We start from the raw sequence: 18,180 nt of genomic DNA, 5'->3' as shown, positions 1-18,180 counted from the left end.
ATCTATATATTAAAATGTAACATTTAAACCTAATAAAAACTGCTGAGCAGATGGATAATTACCATAATCAATACCTGCCCCTATTGCACCACCATTAATGGAAGGGTCAAAACCTGTATATTTCGTTAATGTAAATAGGTTGTTTACAGTAGTGTAAATTCTAAATTTAGATAGACCTATTTTTTCTAAAACTTCTGATGATAAACTGTAACCAATTTGAATGTTATTCATTCTTAAGAACGAAGCATCTTCTACGTAAAAATCAGAGAACAATCTGTTATTGGTTGCATCATTAGTTAATCTTGGTACAGAATTGCTTGTTCCTGCTCCTGTCCATCTATCTAAATAATAAGTTGGTCTGTTTACATTAGGTAGAAAACGCTCAAAGTTTCTTACCATATCTTTTCCTATTTCAGCATATAAATACGTTGAAAAGTCCCAATTTTTGTAATTAGCAGATAAATTTAACCCCATTAAAAACTCTGCTTGTGGATTACCAATGTTTACTCTATCATCTAGATCTATTACTCCATCACCATTCATATCTTTATAACGAATATCTCCAGGAGAAGTAGTAGTAGCTCCTAAATCAGATTGTGATGGGTGTGCATCTACCTCTGCTTGGTTTTGAAAAATTCCATCAGTAACCAAACCGTAAAAATAGCCAATTGGTTGCCCAACTTCCATTCTAGAAATAGCAGGATTACCAATTGCAAATTCACCACCTTCTAAAAATGCCCCACCTTGAACATCGGTTACATTATTAGTTACATAAGTAACATTATAATTGATGTTTAAATTTGCATTCTCTGTTTGTAAAGCTTTGTAAGTTATGGCTAATTCACCACCAGTATTTTTAGAAGTACCCGCATTTACGGTTGGGTTTCCACCACCTGGAGCACCAGTACCTAAAATACCTGAAACTGGAAAGCCTTGTATTAATAAATTATCTCTACTTTCTTCAAAATAATCTGCTACAACTGCTAACCTATCATTAAAGAAATTAATATCTAAACCAATATCTAATTTTTCCGCAGTTTCCCATTGTGCTAATGGATTAGCTAATCCTCCTTGAGCTCTACCATTAACCAAAGCACCATCAAAAACATAGGTAGCTTCACCATTTAATAAAGAACGGTATAAGTTGTTCCCTACATAGTTTCCTAATGTACCATAACTTGCTCTTAATTTCATGAAACTGATAGTTTCATTATCTTCCATGAATTTTTCATCAGAAATTTTCCATCCAGAAGTAACTGACCAAAAATGATCTACTCGTAAATCTTCTGCAAAAGGCGAAGCAGCATCTCTTCTTAACAATGCAGAAAATAAATATTTACCTTGAAAATCGTATTGTAATCTTGTAAAATAAGACACTAATCTAAAATCATCAAAACCACTATTTAAACTTCTTTGAATATTTTGAGGATCTGTTAAATACAATTCTGCAAAATCAATTGAATTACTTGGAACATCGATACCTGTTGCATAAAGACCATCAAAATAATCGTTTTGCATACTTGTACCTAGGGTAAATGTAAAGTTGTGATCTTCTTGAATTAATTTATTATAAGAAGCAAAAACTTCTCCATTAATTCTTGTTGATGTAGTCTTAAATTGATATACTGAACTTTGAGGTGTATTAAATACTTTACCCAAACCATAATCTTGTATAGGTGTAAACGTTTTTCCTTTTTGATTGAAAATTTTGTATCCCAATCTTGCAGTTACATTTAAACCTTCAATAGGTTGATATTCTAAATTAAAATTCCCTTCTAAACCACTTCCATAAGTTTCATTAAAAACATTTGACAATTGATTTACGGGATTTATCAATTCTATCCCTAAAAAGTTATTGGTATCATCTTCATTAACACCAAACGTAGGTGCATAATTTAATCCATTAAATAAAAGAGAACCTGGAATACTTTCTGAATAAGCCGTAAAAAAGTTTGAAATTAAAGAAAACTTTAGTTTTTCTGAAATATCAATCCCTAAATTTACTTTTATGTTATTTCTAATAAAGTTCGATTTTTCTTTGGCAATAATACCCTCTTGCTCTATTCTATTTGCACTTACAAAATAACTTACATTTTCACCACCACCAGAAACACTAATGTTGTGGTTTTGCATAAAAGCTTGATTGAATAATTGATCTTGCCAGTCTGTACCTTTACCAAGGCCGCCAACATTGGTAAAAGGTATCGTTTGCCCACTAGCAGCATAAGCCTCGTTTAAAACCAAAGCATATTCTGTAGCGTTTAAATAATCTAACCTTCTTGTAGTGTTTTGTAAACCTGTTTGCACATCATACTTTACAGATGGCGCTTTATTTTTCTTACCCGCTTTTGTAGTTACCAAAACAACCCCATTTGCACCACGTATTCCGTAAATAGCAGCTTGAGCATCTTTAAGAACGGTAATAGATTCGATATCACTTGGGTTAATACTATTTAAATCACCTTGATATCCATCTACAATTACTAAAGGTTGGTTATTGGTATTTGAACTAACCCCTCTAATTAAAATGTTAGCTGCTGCACCAGGTGCACCAGAAGATAAATTAACTGTAACCCCAGATGTAGTACCTTGTAATGCTGTTGAAGCATCAGTTGGCTTTAGAGACTCCAATGTTTCTTCACCAACTAAAGATACAGCTCCTGTTACATCCTTTCTTTTCTGTTTACCATAACCAACAACAACGATTTCATCTAAAGCTTCTGTAGCTTGTTCAAGACCAACATTAATGGTTTCTTTATCTACAATTACTTCTTTTTGTTTGTAACCTAGGTAATTAAATACTATAGTTTCACCTTTTTGAACCTTTAAACTGTATAACCCATCAAAATCGGTATCAGTACCTACAGTAGTTCCTTTAATAATAATACTAACGCCTGGTAAAAGTTCTCCAGAGGTTGCATCTTTAACAACACCCTTAACATTCATAGTTTGAGCAAAAGCCAAAACAGAGCTGAATGAAAAGAGTAATACTATGATAATTTTTCTCATTAATAAAGTTTTAATTATGTTTAACACAAAAATAACGTGAAAAAATAATGAAAACCGTAAAAAACACCTCAACAAAAAACATACATAACAAAAAAGACCTTGAAAGCCAATAAAATCAATATAAATTTATTTGTGTTTGGTGAAGCTAAAAACAAGAAAATACCCTAATGTTGTGTGAATGTATAGGTGATTTTAATTAGTTGTATAGTATTAAATTTCAATTATGTAGTTGGTTAGGTTAGCATCGTGAGGCAGGCTCATCTTTTTTCTTAACCTATAGCGTTTTACCTCTACACTTCTAGGAGATATATTTAAAAGCGGTGCAATTTCTTTAGAGGATAGGTTTAATCTTAAATAAGCACATAACCTTAAATCATTGGGAGTTAATTCAGGGTGTTTGGTTTTAATCTTTTTTAGAAAGTTTTTATCGGCATTATTAAATGCTTCTTGAAACAATTTCCAATCATCAGTATTATTTAGGTTTTTATCAATAATTTTAATCACTTTATTGACACTACTTTTACCATTTTCTACTAATTCCGATTTGATAGTATTTAAAAATTCATTCTTTTTAATGATACTCATTGTAGAGGTTGCTAATTCTCTGTTTTTACTTTCAATATCGTTTCTAAGTTTATCATTATTTAATTTAATGATTTTTTGAGAGTTCTCTAGTTCTTTGAGTTCAATTTCTCTTTGTGCTTTTTCTAGAAGATCTTCTCTTTGTTTTTTGTAATATTTTTTAGAAGCAATATGCAATAAGTAAAAAATAGTGATGATAACTACAATGTAAATAAAAATAAAAACATTAGATAAATACCATGCTTTGGAAATTTTAAATGCATATTCTGCAACATTTTTACTTAATTTATTGTCTAAAGATGCTCGTACCTTAAACACATATTCTCCACTAGGTAAGTTTTCGAAAAGTACAGAATTGTTTTTAGACAGTTTACTCCACTTTTCATTCAGTCCTTCTAATTTATATTGAAATTTGGTAGATGATGTTTTGTTAAAGTTAGATACACTATAGTAGAATTCTATATTATTTTGATTTACCTTAAATTCTGGTTCTTTAAACAAGCTTACTTTTCTCTGTGCACCATCTGTCTTATTATTTAAAACTCTATTTAATTTTATCGTAAAATCTTTAGGTGGTTTTATTTTATTTAAATCTACTACTAAATAACCTTCAGAGGTACCTATTAAATATTCTTCTTCTTGCAGGTGAATTATATTTTCGTAACCAGAAGCTCCTAAATGTAAACCTCCTCTAATAGGAATTATTTCTAAATCGGGTTTATCACTTAATTTACCTGGTGCAAAAAAACGGATATCATCTTTAGTAAAAGACCATAATTTACTATTGGTTTTATGGTATATTAATTTGGCTGATAAAAACTTATTTTTGGGCATTAATTTACTGTAAGTAGTATCTAATTTAAAGCTATCTTTTGCTGCTATATATTTATAAACTCCTTTTTTACATGAATAAAAGATTTGATTTTGGTATTGTATTAAACTAGAGTGAATTCCTTTTTCTACAGACTCATCTTTAACTACTTTGGTAATATTTCTAAAGTCTTTGTCTACTTCTAATTTAAACACCCCTTTGTATTCGTGATTTACAAATATTTTATTATCATCTTTTAAAATAAAATATCTGCTAGAATTAGAAAAACCTTTTATTTTGTTCCTTATACTCCATGAGTTTCCTTTCTTAGTTAAAATATACAAGCCATCATAGGCTCCCATAATTAAAGTATTAGCATCTATTTTTTTTACTCCCCAAGTTCCTTCTCCTCCTTTTATTAATGTGGCATTATTATTTTTAACAACAAAGGTTCCTGAATTATGACTACAAAATAGTGTATTATCTATCTCTTGTAAATCCCAAACTTGTCCTTGGGTATTTTTAACAAACTTAAAGCGTTCATTAGAGTTTTTTCTTCTGTAATATAAACCCTGATTTGTACCTAAATATAAATAGTCATTGTAAACAATTGATGCATAAATAGTACCCCAAAAGTTTTCTTTTTTTACAAATAACTTAAATGGCGATTTAAGATTTATTGTATTGATACCATTATCTAAGCCTAACCATACGTTTTCGTCTATATCTTCAAAAATTGATAAGACTGTATTGTTACTTAGCCCTAAGCCTTGAGTAATTTCATAAAATACATCTCCATTTTTATCAAGTTTTATAATTCCGTTAGAGATTGTACCCAAAATAATATCACCACTTTTAAGTAATTGAGCACTGTAAATGGTTTTGTTTGATAAAAAGCTGTTTGCAGATACATCCCACTTTTTTAAGATATTATCATCTAAATAATAAAAGCCATCTTTTTGTGTAATAAAAAACAGTTTATTGTTCATATAAAAAATATCAACAATTAAATTCTCTGTTAACGATTTTTCATCAGACACCAATTTTGGTCCACCATTTTCAATCCTAAAAACGCCATGTTCTAAATCTTGATAATATATAATATTATCTACTTTAGATAGTTTTGATAGGTATTTTGATGCTTCTATGATTTTGTATGATTTTGTATCTAAATTGTATAAGTAAATTCTTTTAAGAGATTTAAAAATCATCCAACCATCTAATTCTGCTATTTCCCATATTTGCTCATCTTCTAGCATTTGTATTTTACTATCTTGAACCATTGAGGTAAATTCTAGAGAACCAAATTCATTCTTTTGCCAGAATCCAAAATCCATATAACAACCTGTATATATTTTGTTGCCAAAACATTTTACAGAACGCATAATGGTTTCATTTGGGGTAGGATATAATTGCCAATCTGAACCATTAAACTCTAGTAAACCATTATTATTCGCTATATAGATAAATTTATTTGAAGCTTGAGAAATACCCCAGTTTTGATTTTCTGCACCATAGTCTTCAGTAGAAAAGATATTTATTGGAGGTATTTCTTGTCCGAAACCAATAGGTATTATGAAAAAACAAAGAATAGAAAATAAAAGTACTCTCATATAGAATGTTAGAGTTGAATTTTTAAGTTACGAATTTAACAAAATATAACACAACTTTTTAAGATTAATTATTTTTTAAAGTCTATTAATTAATAAAAAAGAGTGTTAACTATAAGTTTTGGGGGTTTATTTAAATATCCTTAACAAAACTTTATGACTTTAATATTATTTGTTAACTTTACAAAAATAGATTTAAAATAGTTTTGATTTAATGAACTTGATGAAGAAGTTGGGTAAAGTTAACACACTAATGTTGTTATTATGTGTACTTATTATAGTAATAGCAGAATATCTTTTTTTAACTGGTGATAAATTGCATGGTATATTTTTGGGACTCTGGGCGCCCACATTGTTAGGTGTAATGATTTTCTTAAAAATAATTATGAATGAGCGCAGATGATATAATTTTCTACTTTTCTATTTTTGTAGGTTTCTGTGTAATTATTTGGGCTTATTTAATGATTAAAGAATTTAATAAAGTTAGCAAACGATAATTCTTTAAATCAATTCTTTTATTTTTAGTAAAGTGCTATCAATTTCTTGTTTTGTTGTAAACTTTGAAAACGAAAACCGTACTGAAGTGTTCTCAGATTCATCATCATTTAAAATTTCAGCTAATACATGAGAACCTTTGTTACTACCACTTTGGCAAGCAGAGCCACCAGAAACAGCTATACCTGCCATATCTAAACTAAATAAAAGCATATCATTCTTTACAGGAAAACGAACGCTTAAAATAGTGTAGGTGCTGCTCTCAGCATCAGATGAAAGTCCGTTAAAATAAATTTTTTCGGAGATGTCTTTTAGTTTTTCAATAAAATATAATTTTAGGCTTTTTATATATTTTTTATCTCTTTCTAAATTAGTGTTAGCAATAGTTAGGGCCTTTTCCATACCCAGAATACTATGTACATTTTCTGTGCTAGATCTTGCACCTCTTTCTTGATCACCTCCAAAAAACATGGGTAAAATTCCAAAACCTTTTTTAAAATATGCGAAACCAACTCCTTTTGGTCCATGAAATTTATGAGCGCTTGCCACTATAAAATCTATAGGTGTTTTTTGTAAATTTAATTGATAATGCCCAACTGCCTGAACCGTATCTGAATGAAACAAAGCTTCATGTTTTTCACATAGTTTACAAACGTCATCTACAGGTAAAATGTTACCTATTTCATTATTAATATACATTAAACTTACTAAGGTTTTATGGTTTGAAGTTGATAATAATTCTTCTAAATGTTGTAATTCAATGCCACCAAATTCATTTAAGTTTACAAAATCTAATAGAATGTTATGCGTTTTTTTAAGATGTTCACAAACATGCAACACTGCATGATGTTCTATTCTTGAGGTAATTATTCTTTTTACTCCTAAATTTAAAACAGCGTTATTTAAAATTAAATTATCTGCTTCTGTACCACCAGCTGTAAATACAATTTCGCTTGCTGAAACCTTAAAATGTTGAGCAATTTGTTTTCTTGCAGTTTCTACTGCAGATTTTGCTTTTCTACCAAATTGATGCGTAGAAGACGGATTTCCAAAATTTTCTTGCATACTTTTATGCATCAATGATAAAACTTCATCATCAATTTTGGTGGTTGCTGCGTTGTCTAAATAAATTGGCTCCATAATTTAAAATACAATTAATATGCGTTTTGATAAATGTATACTTCTGTAGCTCCTAAACCGTATTTTTTATACGATGCATCATAATATTTAACAGGATATTTGTTTAATAACCTTAATAACTCTCCTTTCAAAACACCTTCACCAACCCCATGAATAAAAACAATTTTAGATATTCTTTTAGCAATTGCAAATTCAATCTTTCTTTTAGCAGTGTCTAACTGCAAGTTTAGCATATCATAATTATCTAAACCTCTTGTAGATTTTATGAGTTGATTGATGTGCAAATCTACCTCTAAAATCACTTCATTTTTATCTTTTACAAAATGACTTTTCTTTGGTTTTTGAGTTGATAATTTATCTTTTAATAAGGGGTTATTTATATCAGAAAATTTACTTAATTCGTACTGATCTTTACCTATTTTAACAAGTTCGGAAGCTGAAAAGTTAAAAATCATTCCATCATCTGACTTTATAGAGATTTCATCACCATTAATATTAGTTACAATACCTTTTATAACATCATCTAAAACAGCCACTTTATTTCCAATTTCTAAACGCATTCTTAACATTATATTAATTAACAAAAGTACAATTTTAGCCTAATTTTGTTGCAAAAATAGTAATATGTTAAAAACTTCAATTACCACTACTAAAAACTTTTTTGAAAACGCTTTTAAAAAGAGCACAATTTCGGAAGAAAGGGTAAAACTTTTATTGAAGATTGCAGAAACTATAGCAAAAGAATATTCAATTCATGAAGTTGTAAACTTAAATTTTATTTGTACGCACAACTCAAGACGAAGCCAAATTGGGCAAGTTTGGGGCTTTTATGCAGCTGATTATTTTGGATTACATATTAACTCATTTTCTGGTGGAACAGAAGTTACATCATTTTATAGAAATACTGTAAAAACATTACAAAAAGTAGGATTTTTATTTCAAGTAGTTGATTTTTCGCATCAAAACCCAACTTATCAAATTAAGTTTAATGGTTCTAAAAATGTGATTCTTGGTTTTTCAAAATTGTATGATCATCCTGAAAATAAAGAGCCATATATGGCCATCACCACTTGTGATAGTGCTGATAAAAATTGCCCTTTTATACCTTCTGCTACACATCGTTTTCACTTGCCTTTTGTAGACCCTAAACATTCTGATGGATCTGATATTCAAGAACAAACTTATTTAGAAACCAATAAGCAAATTGCTGGGGAAGTGTATTTTATCTTTTCGCAAGTTAAAAAGCTAATCTCTTAAAATAAAATTTTGTTATTGTTAAAAGTAACAGTTATCAAATAATAACCACCTTGTATTTCTTTTAAAATTTAAATCCATTTGAAATACAATTTCATGTGAGCTCAGATTACGACCTAGCACAGAAAACCTATGATCGTAAGCATAACCCACTCTATACTTTTTATTCAAAACAACTGTGAATAAACCACTCACTGAATTTTTATAACGATAAGAAATTCCGGTTTCTAAAATTTCGTTATATAAAAAACTGGCATTTACATCTATTGATGTTGGCTGATTTACGGTATATCTTACCATAGTTGATGGTCTAAAAAGTAAGCTTTCTGACAACTTAAATAACACTCCTGAAGACAAAAATATATTTGGATTTTTAGACAAAACAGCCTGGTTTAAATTATCTTCAATATAAAATTGTGGTGATTCTAATAATTGGGGTACTGATAAACCAACATAGAATTTTTTGGTATAAAATAAGCCACCAAAACCAACGTTTACAAATCTTCCTGTTGTTGATGCATATACCTCACTATCTACAGTAACTCCATTAAATAAATTGTTATTAAAAAAAAGTAAACCACCTTTTAAACCAAATGCCAATCTACTATTTTGAGAAGTTACAATAGTATAAGAAGCATCAACATTGATATTGTTAACTTGTGATAAACCAATTTTATCATTTACAATTGTAGTTCCAATACCTAAGCCCCTTCTTGTTCTTCCATTTAATGAAAATGTTCTTGTGGTGGGTGCACCTTCTACACCTACCCATTGTTGACGTGCTAAAACAGAAATACTTAACTCTGCTCTATACCCCACAAAAGCAGGGTTTATAATTTGCATATTATACAAATATTGGGTGTAATGTGGCAGTTGTTGAGTGTAACTATTTAAGCTAATAAAGGTTGTTACCAATGTTAAAAAAACAATTTTTCTGATGCTATTTAATACAATTTTCTTTTTCATTACCTTATCAATTGTATAAACTTAGTAATTGGTTTTTTAACACCATCATTAAAATCTAAAATGTAATAATATACTCCTGTAGGTACAGGTTGACCTTTTTGAGTTCCATTCCACCAAACAGGATTTACATTTCCATTATTGCTATAATTGTAGACCTCATTGCCTTGACGATTGTAGATTTTAATTTTAAAATTTGGATAATCTTCTATTCCTGAGATTTCAAAAACATCACTTTTACCATCACCATTTGGTGAAAACAAATTCGGATAATCGTTATCCTTTATGGTACCTAAGCCTTTTGGAGAAAAGGTATTTGAAACATCATTACTAAACGGATTGGCTTGTAAAAAAAAGGTCTCTGTATCTTCATTTAATGTATCGTCTAAGGTATTAATGGTTTGAGTTATACTTTCTGTAAATGCTGGAATTGTTATTTGTTTAGATTTATATTCATAATCTAAGGTTGCACTTGCTGTATTATCTACAGTTTCTAAAATCATATTTATTGGTAAATAATTTTGCATCAATTCATCATTATTATTTAAAAGACGAATTGTAAATTTTAAAAAACCACCTTCTTCTGTTGTAACACTGTCTATTTGCACCAAAGGTTTTGGATCAATATCAACTATTGTTGCTGTTTTTGTTAAATCTTGTGTGCCTACATTTGTGGTTTGTACAACGCCTACTACATTTAATGGTTCTTCATCTAATTCGTTTAAATTGTCTAACAAAGAAGTAATACTAAACGAGACCTCTGTATTTGCATTATTAGGATCAATTGTACCATTTATAGTTAAAAGCTCTGAAGTTGGATTGTAATCATCTGGACTTATAGCTAAATTATCACTAGTATTTACAGCAATTTCTATTGGTGTTGAACAAGGATTACCAATAGTAATAGTATGTACTAAATTAACACCTTCATCTTCTTTGGTGTTATTCATCTCAATTGGTGGTGGATCATCATTATCTAAAAGCGAAACAATGCCATTAAATTGTTTTGTTAACGTGTTGTTTGATGTGACTGTACCTGTTAATGTAAATAATTCTGTTAATTCGTAAATAGTATCTTCTAAAGAAGTAATTGTAAATTGAGCAGTATTTGTAAACGGACTTATCGTAAAAGTTGTATTTGTAACTGCTGGATAATCAAAAGGTGCAATTGCCACATCATATACATCTGTGGTTGTGCTACCATTAGAAGTGGAAAAGTTAATATCTACTGGTGATGCACTTTCAATTGAAATGGTATTATTGTTCTTGGTTACAAAAAGTATTGTAAATGTTATTTCTTCACCTTCAGTTACTGTAATATCATCAATAAGAATAACAATGGCAATAATCTCTCTCCAATCTCTTTCTGGGTTATCAGTATTATCTGCATTCGGAAAACTCTGAGGTGTTTGTCCATTGGTTTGATTTAATCTAGTATCATCATTATCAAAAGCATCATCTAAACCATCGTTATCTGCATCAGAATTTAAAGGAACTACTTCTGCAGTACCATCACTATTAGTGTCCCAACCTTCTAAAACATCATCGCGAATATCATCATCTGAATTTATATCGATATAATCTGGGATTCCATCATTTTCTGTATCCACAGGTCGTATTCCATTTGGATGCGCAATATCTATACCCCATTCTGAAACACTACCATTTAAAGTGATGAAGTTATTTGTGGCTTGTGCTTCTATAACATCTACAATTCCATCATCATCAGCATCAATATCTAAAAAATTTGGATTTCCATTATTGTCTGTGTTAGCTATCGTATAAATAATTGATGCAGTAGTAGAATCGTTAGATTCTAAGGTATTATCCAATCCATTACTACCAACATTGCTGTTGGTTCTACCATTATTACTGGTGTCTAAACCTGAGTTTCCAGCTTCAACAATATCTAAAATACCATCATTTTCACTATCTAAATCAAAATGATTTGGTACGCCATCATTATCGAAATCAAACATATCTATAATACCATCTGCATTTGCATCAGTACCAAAATCTACATCTCTATAGTTTGGGATATCATCTGCATCTGCATCTTCTAAAGGATCTAAACCATTGTATTCTAAAACGTCGGGTATGGTATCATTATCATCATCTAAATCAACATCATTTGTTATACCATCATTATCGGTGTCAGTTGCTGCAATTACAGTTATGGAGTTTGATGATGAAACCTGTCTTCCTAAAGGGTCTTGTGCTGAAAAAAACGAGGTGTTGTTTCCAAGACATGCTTCACTAAAAACCACAGTATATTCAACAGTTATTTTTTCTGTAATTTTTAATAAGCCTGATGTACCATCAAACAAATTGGTGTCGCTAACCCCATTAAAAGAAGGATTTAATATTGGATTTGTTGTAGCAGAAGAACTAACAATTGTGGGTGTACTTACAGAAATGATGTTTCCACCACAGACATTATTGACATTTTCTTCTAGTTGTAAGTTATTAAGTTCTACTGCCTGACTCGTATTTTCTATGGTTGTTTGAAAGGTAATTTCTTCGTGTTCTAAAATTCCATTTGGCTCTGGTATTGATGTTGTAATTTCATTATTTGTATTTGAAGATGCACTAAATAAAAAACGCATACCCACTAAAGAACAATCACAATATAAACTAGATGAAACGCTGGTTTCCAAAGCATTTAAAACGTAGTACCTATCTAAATGATTACCTAGATTATCTGACCAAGTAACATAAGAAAATGTTTTTTTATTATCCTGATTTTCAGCATCAAAACCATCTAAATCACTTTGAGTTTGTGATAAATCTGTTTGATTAAAAAAGCTATAACTTTGGCTATCTACTGGACCAATTAAATAAAAGACTTCTAAAATTATTGTTTCACCAGGTGGTAGTGTGTTATTTGATGTTAAAAGCAATGTTTCATCATCGCCATTAAAATTGGTATTTACGGTTACATTTGGGCCAGAAACCTGTGTAACTCGAATTTCGTTAAAGGTAACTTTATCCTCAAAATCTCCTAGCCCCATATTAAAGTTGATATTTTGAGCTACAGAAGATCCTTCATTTGTAATAACTACAGTATTTATGTAATCGTAAGTTCCATCAGAATTTACCAAACCTGGAGGGTTTTCTTGATTACTATGAAATTCTGGCACATGTAAACCCGCTGAAACTACTGCTTCAGTTGTATGAAAATCTGTAAGGGTTATTGCTTCCGAGTTTCCGCCTTTTGTAGAATTTACACTAAATGTGTTTGTGAAATTTATCCCAGAACCAGATGGTGTTGGGTTTGACCTTCCATTACAAAAAGGGTTTACGGTTACGCAATAACTAACAAAGATAGATTGTCTTGGGTATAATGTTAAATTGGTAGTTGCAGCAGTACTTAGAAACTCACTTGATCTTACATTTACAAAGTCTTGATTTATTGTTGAATCATCGAATTCTCTAGGATAAGGTGTATCTACATACGTAACATCACTTCTGGTAAAAATATTTACATTATCAATATTAATAATACAACCTGTACCAAAAGCTGCCTCTAAATTATTGGTTATGTTGATGTTTTTAATTAAACTAGTTTCATGAAAATCTCTTGCATTACTGGTGTTATTTAGCTCAAAACTATAAACAATTTTATACTCTCCATTAGAATTAAAACCTTGATTACAGCTTCTTAAACCTCTTACTACTAATAGATCATTTGTGAATTCTACCGTTAAAAATAAATTAGCAGAACTTGTTAAAGTGCCATTTGTAATTTGATATGTAATTGTGGATACATTCCCTGTATAATCTGCTCTTGGTACAAATGTATAACTACCATCTCCTAAAATGGTTATGCTGCCCTCTGCAAAATTTGCAGTATCACCAGCATTAAAAGCGACACCATCTACAAAAAATTGAGCAACAGTTAGTGTAGCACCACTAGATTCTGTATCATTTACTAATACCCCTGGAGCAGCTACAGAAAGTGTGGTATTAATATCTGCTGTATCGTAGTCTACTCTCGCTCTTGGTATCTGAGCAAATACAACAGACGATACAAATAAAAAGAATAAAAAAATAAATGGGGATTTATTTAGCATTGCAAATTTTTGGTTAAAAATACTAAAAACTTTCAGTGCTTAAAAATTATATCTCTAAATTCTTATCATAAGGAATGCTTTGTAATATATGATTGATAACATTAACACGTGCCTCTGTTTTTCGATTAGCACGAATAATTTTCCAAGGTGAAATTTTTGTATTTGTCTTTTCGAACATTGCATTTTTATACTCAGTATATTGTTCCCATAAATCTTGAGCCTTTTCATCTAATTTAGTCATTTTCCACTGTTTTAGTGGATCACTTTTGATATCTGCAAAACGTTTAGCCTGTTCTTTTTTTGAAATAGACATGTATATTTTAACCAAATGAATACCCGATTCTAAAATCATCCTTTCAAAATCATTTACTTGATTCATAAAGATTTTATATTCTTTTTGAGTACAAAACCCATTTACAGGTTCTACAACTGCTCTGTTATACCAACTTCTATCAAAAAAAACCATTTCACCAGCCTTTGGCAACTGTTCTACATATCTTTGAAAATACCATTGAGACTTTTCATCTTCTGTGGGTTTTGGCAATGCAACAATTCTCATAAAACGTGGATTAATACGTTCTGTTACTCTACGTATTGCCCCCCCTTTACCAGCTGCATCTCTACCTTGAAAAACAACAATAATACGTTCGTTATTTTTGATAGCCCAAGTTTGTAAACGAATCAATTCTACTTGTAATTTTTTAAGTTTTCTCTCATAATTCACATAACGTAAAGCTCTTTCTACACTTAAAGGTTCTTTAGATAATAATGCTAATAAGCCTTTTTTTGAGTTTAATTTCTTTAGATCTGATTTTGTTAATTTCTTCATTGCAATTATTCTATTTGATGAATGTTTGATCTGTAATAACGCATTACCACATTTGGATCTGGATTTAATACTACTTCAGCATCTGATTTTCCTTCATAGTCAAACTTTGATAAAACATGCCTTATGGCTTCTAATCTTGCCACTTTTTTATCATTTGTTTTAATAATCATCCAAGGGCTGTATGTTGTATGAGTTTTAGAAAACATTTCTCTTTTATAATAGGTATATTTATCCCATAAAATTTGTCCTTGCTTATCAACAGGACTAAATTTCCAACGTTTTAAAGGATTTTCTTTTCTTGCATCAAAACGTTTTGCTTGTTCATCTTTTGTAATAGATAACCAAAACTTTATGATGATTACGCCATCTTCATACATCATATGTTCGTATTCTGGCACTTGTAGTAAAAATTCTTTGTATTGTTTTTCTGAGCAAAATCCCATAACAGGTTCTACCACAGCTCTGTTATACCAACTTCTATCAAAAAAAACAATTTCACCAGGATTTGGTAGTTCTTTTATATACCGTTGAAAATACCACTGCCCTTTTTCTACTTCTGTAGGTTTATTAAGTGCTACTAGCCTAGTAGATCTCGGATTTAAATGTTCCATAAACCTACGTATATTTCCTCCTTTACCTGCAGCATCTCTTCCTTCAAAAATAATAGCTACTCTTTTGTTTTGGCCAGAAATATAACGTTGCAACTTAACCAATTCAATTTGTAATAATCGAAGTTCATTGGTATAAGAAAGTGTGTTATTTACTTTATGAAATGGTATATCTTTTTTATTTATCAATGTTTTTAAGTCATCGCTATTTTGTAAATTTTCAAAATCTTCTGCTGTTAAAAATTCTTTGGTAGGCATATTTTATTTTTGGTAGCTCTAAAATAAAACCTTTTTTATAATTTCCCTAAATATTTATCGTTTTAAATTGATTCGTATCTTTGTGCGCCATGAAATATATATTGTGTTATTGTTGCTTTTTTATTGTTTTTAATAGTATTGCTCAGCAAAAGTTTTCAAAAGAAGTTAGTTTGGTTACAGATAACGATTTATATACCTCTGCAAATAGAGATCGTTACTATACAAGTGGAATTTTTTTAAGTTATAAACATCTTACAAAAGTTAAAAACAAAAACTTAGAAAAAAGAATTTTTGATTGGCAAATTGGGCAACAAATGTACACACCTAATAAGCCAATTGTGCAAAATATTTCACAGCATGATAGACCTTTTGCTGCTTACTTATATGGTAGTTTTGGAATTAAAAGAGTGTATAAAAAAAATAAGATATTAAACACAAGCATACAAATAGGAGTTATTGGGCCTAATGCAAAAGGCTATGAAGTTCAAAATTTTATTCATGATATTTATGGCTATAGAGAAGTTACAGGTTGGAAACATCAAATAAAAAATGCTTTTGGGCTAAATTTTGGTACTGAATATATTCGTTTTTTAGGAAAAGACGAATCGAATGTTTTAGATGCGTATTGGATTAGTTCTGGAAACTTAGGTACAGTACATACCGACTTTAGCAGTGGATTTAATTTTAGATTTAGCTTTACGCCACTTCAAAATCTTAAAAACTCTATTGCGTTCAATACAAATTTAAATGATAAGTCTACAAAATACAATAATGAAATTGAATCCTTTTTTTATTTTAAACCTACGCTAAGATATACATTATATGATGCTACTTTACAAGGTAGTTTTTTAAATACTGGGAGTGATGTTACTAAAGAATTAGTTCCTTTTGTTTTTGATATGGAATTAGGGTTTAAATTCAGTGCAAATAGATTTAACTTTGGCTATGTCTTTAATTACAATACTAGTAAATCTAAAAATTTACGATATACCTATGGAAACAAATACGGAACTATAATTTTAAGTTACTTTATACATTAATCTACAAAATAATCATCTTTAAAACCTATTAAATACAATTTTTCTTGTGCTCTTGTTATTGCTGTATATAACCACCTAAAATAAGCTTTTGATACGCCATCTGGAAGGTAAGGTTGCTCTATAAAAACAGTTTTCCACTGGCCTCCTTGCGATTTATGACAAGTCATAGCGTAAGAAAACTTTACTTGCAATGCATTAAAATACTTGTTTTTTTTGATGGCTAAAAACTGTTTATATTTCGATTTTTCATCAGCATAATCTTCTTTTACAGCTTGATACAATTTATTTGATTCTTCATAGGTTAAAGATGGACTTTCACTAGTCAGAGTATCTAATAACAATACTGTTTCAAAAGGCTGCATATCAGGATAATCTATCATTTTTAATAAAACCTCAGCAAATTTAAAATCATACAATTCTATAATTTTATAAATTCTTTGTACCAAACAAATATCTCCATTTGCAATAAAACCAGCATCAGAAGAATCTTTTAGCCAATAGTAATTATTTTTAACAATCATTACATAATCTCCAGTAGAAATTTCGTTTTCTTGACCACGAATTTTCATACGTATTTGCTGGTTGTATTGGTTGGCTCTTTTGTTAGAACGCACAATAAAAGCAGTATCTTCTACCCCATCATTATCATAAGCATCTACCAAAGCATCTTCAATATCATAACCATCTTCAAGTCTTTCTATATCTGGAAATTGTATGTTAAACTTAAAGTTATCGTCGTCATTTTGCAAAAGTAATCTTAACTGGGTTGCATTGGCTAAAATTCCTGAATTTTTATGTTGACGCATTACCTCATCTAACTCAATTTCATCAACATTTTTAAAATATTCATAATTTAATGTGTCTGCCTCTAAAGCTGGACTAATATCTAACTTTACTGGGGGCAATTGTGCTGTATCTCCAATAAAAATCAATTTACATTCATGGCCAGCATATACATAAGATACTAAATCATCTAACAAAGATCCAGATTCAAATAATTTTTGATTTTGCTTACTATCAGGAATCATAGAAGCTTCATCAACAATAAAAATGGTATTTCTGTGTTTATTTGTTTGCAAAACAAAATCTACACCTCCATTAGCTTGCTTTTTAGGAAAATAAATTTTTTTATGAATGGTATAAGCAGGCCTTTTTGCATATAATGCAATTACTTTTGCAGCTCTACCTGTTGGTGCCAGCAAAACCGCTCTTTTTTTTACAAGAGATAAAGCGTTTACAAATGTGCTAATCGTGGTGGTTTTTCCTGTACCTGCATATCCTTTTAATAAAAACAACGCATTTTTATCATCAGAAAAACAAAAATTACTTAATAATTTTAATAATTGGCCTTGTTTTTGTGTAGGATTGTGTGGAAACCTTTGAAGTAATAAATTGTAAAAATCTGCAGTTTTTTTTACCATAAAAATTAATAATGAACAAAGATACATTTCTTTACAAAGAAAAATTTTTATCATTAAAAAAAAATTGTAGATTTGCGATAACACTAT

Annotated in this window: 11 protein-coding genes; 2 read left to right on the top strand and 9 right to left on the bottom strand. The window is 29.9% G+C overall.

The features are described from left to right. Nucleotides 1-9 precede the first annotated feature (9 nt). The 4 genes from ACTG3V_RS06360 to ACTG3V_RS06345 form a co-directional block, all read right to left on the bottom strand. The gene (locus tag ACTG3V_RS06360) at nucleotides 10-3,009 is read right to left on the bottom strand and encodes a SusC/RagA family TonB-linked outer membrane protein (RefSeq protein ID WP_439131304.1); all 3,000 of its coding nucleotides are present in this window, start codon (nucleotides 3,007-3,009) and stop codon (nucleotides 10-12) included. Nucleotides 3,010-3,219: 210 nt separating this feature from the next. Next, a complete protein-coding gene (locus ACTG3V_RS06355) occupies nucleotides 3,220-6,015 on the bottom strand; it encodes a triple tyrosine motif-containing protein (RefSeq protein ID WP_439131303.1) in 2,796 nt (931 codons plus the stop codon). A gap of 498 nt (nucleotides 6,016-6,513) precedes the next feature. Then, nucleotides 6,514-7,647, bottom strand: coding sequence for a cysteine desulfurase family protein (locus tag ACTG3V_RS06350; RefSeq protein WP_439131302.1), 1,134 nt, complete (start codon nucleotides 7,645-7,647; stop codon nucleotides 6,514-6,516). Between the two features lie 14 nt (nucleotides 7,648-7,661). After that, nucleotides 7,662-8,207 carry a Smr/MutS family protein gene (locus ACTG3V_RS06345; protein WP_439131323.1) on the bottom strand — a complete coding sequence of 182 codons (546 nt, stop codon included), beginning with the start codon at nucleotides 8,205-8,207 and terminating at the stop codon, nucleotides 7,662-7,664. 64 nt (nucleotides 8,208-8,271) lie between these two features. On the opposite strand from ACTG3V_RS06345, the gene ACTG3V_RS06340 reads away from it, so the two are divergent. Beyond that, nucleotides 8,272-8,904 carry a hypothetical protein gene (locus ACTG3V_RS06340; RefSeq protein WP_439131301.1) on the top strand — a complete coding sequence of 211 codons (633 nt, stop codon included), beginning with the start codon at nucleotides 8,272-8,274 and terminating at the stop codon, nucleotides 8,902-8,904. 18 nt (nucleotides 8,905-8,922) lie between these two features. Here the strand turns inward: ACTG3V_RS06340 and ACTG3V_RS06335 are convergent, their stop codons facing one another. The 4 genes from ACTG3V_RS06335 to ppk2 (ACTG3V_RS06320) are packed head-to-tail and all read right to left on the bottom strand — an operon-like array spanning nucleotide 8,923 to nucleotide 15,632. Beyond that, the gene (locus ACTG3V_RS06335) at nucleotides 8,923-9,867 is read right to left on the bottom strand and encodes a PorP/SprF family type IX secretion system membrane protein (protein WP_439131300.1); all 945 of its coding nucleotides are present in this window, start codon (nucleotides 9,865-9,867) and stop codon (nucleotides 8,923-8,925) included. Next, nucleotides 9,867-13,937, bottom strand: a complete 4,071-nt coding sequence (locus ACTG3V_RS06330) for a gliding motility-associated C-terminal domain-containing protein (protein ID WP_439131299.1) — start codon at nucleotides 13,935-13,937, stop codon at nucleotides 9,867-9,869. Before ACTG3V_RS06330 ends, ACTG3V_RS06335 begins: the two co-directional genes overlap by 1 nt. 46 nt (nucleotides 13,938-13,983) lie before the next feature. Beyond that, complete coding sequence (gene ppk2, locus ACTG3V_RS06325) at nucleotides 13,984-14,766, bottom strand: polyphosphate kinase 2 (protein ID WP_439131298.1); 783 nt, start codon at nucleotides 14,764-14,766, stop codon at nucleotides 13,984-13,986. A gap of 5 nt (nucleotides 14,767-14,771) precedes the next feature. Continuing rightward, nucleotides 14,772-15,632, bottom strand: a complete 861-nt coding sequence (gene ppk2 / locus ACTG3V_RS06320) for a polyphosphate kinase 2 (RefSeq protein WP_439131297.1) — start codon at nucleotides 15,630-15,632, stop codon at nucleotides 14,772-14,774. A gap of 89 nt (nucleotides 15,633-15,721) precedes the next feature. Here ppk2 (ACTG3V_RS06320) and ACTG3V_RS06315 point away from each other — a divergent pair, with 89 nt between their 5' ends. Continuing rightward, nucleotides 15,722-16,672, top strand: coding sequence for a lipid A deacylase LpxR family protein (locus ACTG3V_RS06315; protein ID WP_439131296.1), 951 nt, complete (start codon nucleotides 15,722-15,724; stop codon nucleotides 16,670-16,672). On the opposite strand, the gene ACTG3V_RS06310 is transcribed toward ACTG3V_RS06315, so the two are convergent. Then, a complete protein-coding gene (locus ACTG3V_RS06310) occupies nucleotides 16,669-18,093 on the bottom strand; it encodes an ATP-dependent DNA helicase (RefSeq protein WP_439131321.1) in 1,425 nt (474 codons plus the stop codon). The two genes, ACTG3V_RS06315 and ACTG3V_RS06310, sit on opposite strands and share 4 nt — an antisense overlap. Nucleotides 18,094-18,180 lie beyond the last annotated feature (87 nt).

The organism is Polaribacter sp., assembly GCF_965660385.1.
In the GTDB taxonomy this organism is placed as follows: Bacteria; Bacteroidota; Bacteroidia; order Flavobacteriales; family Flavobacteriaceae; genus Polaribacter.
This window is presented reverse-complemented; position numbering and strand designations above follow the sequence as displayed.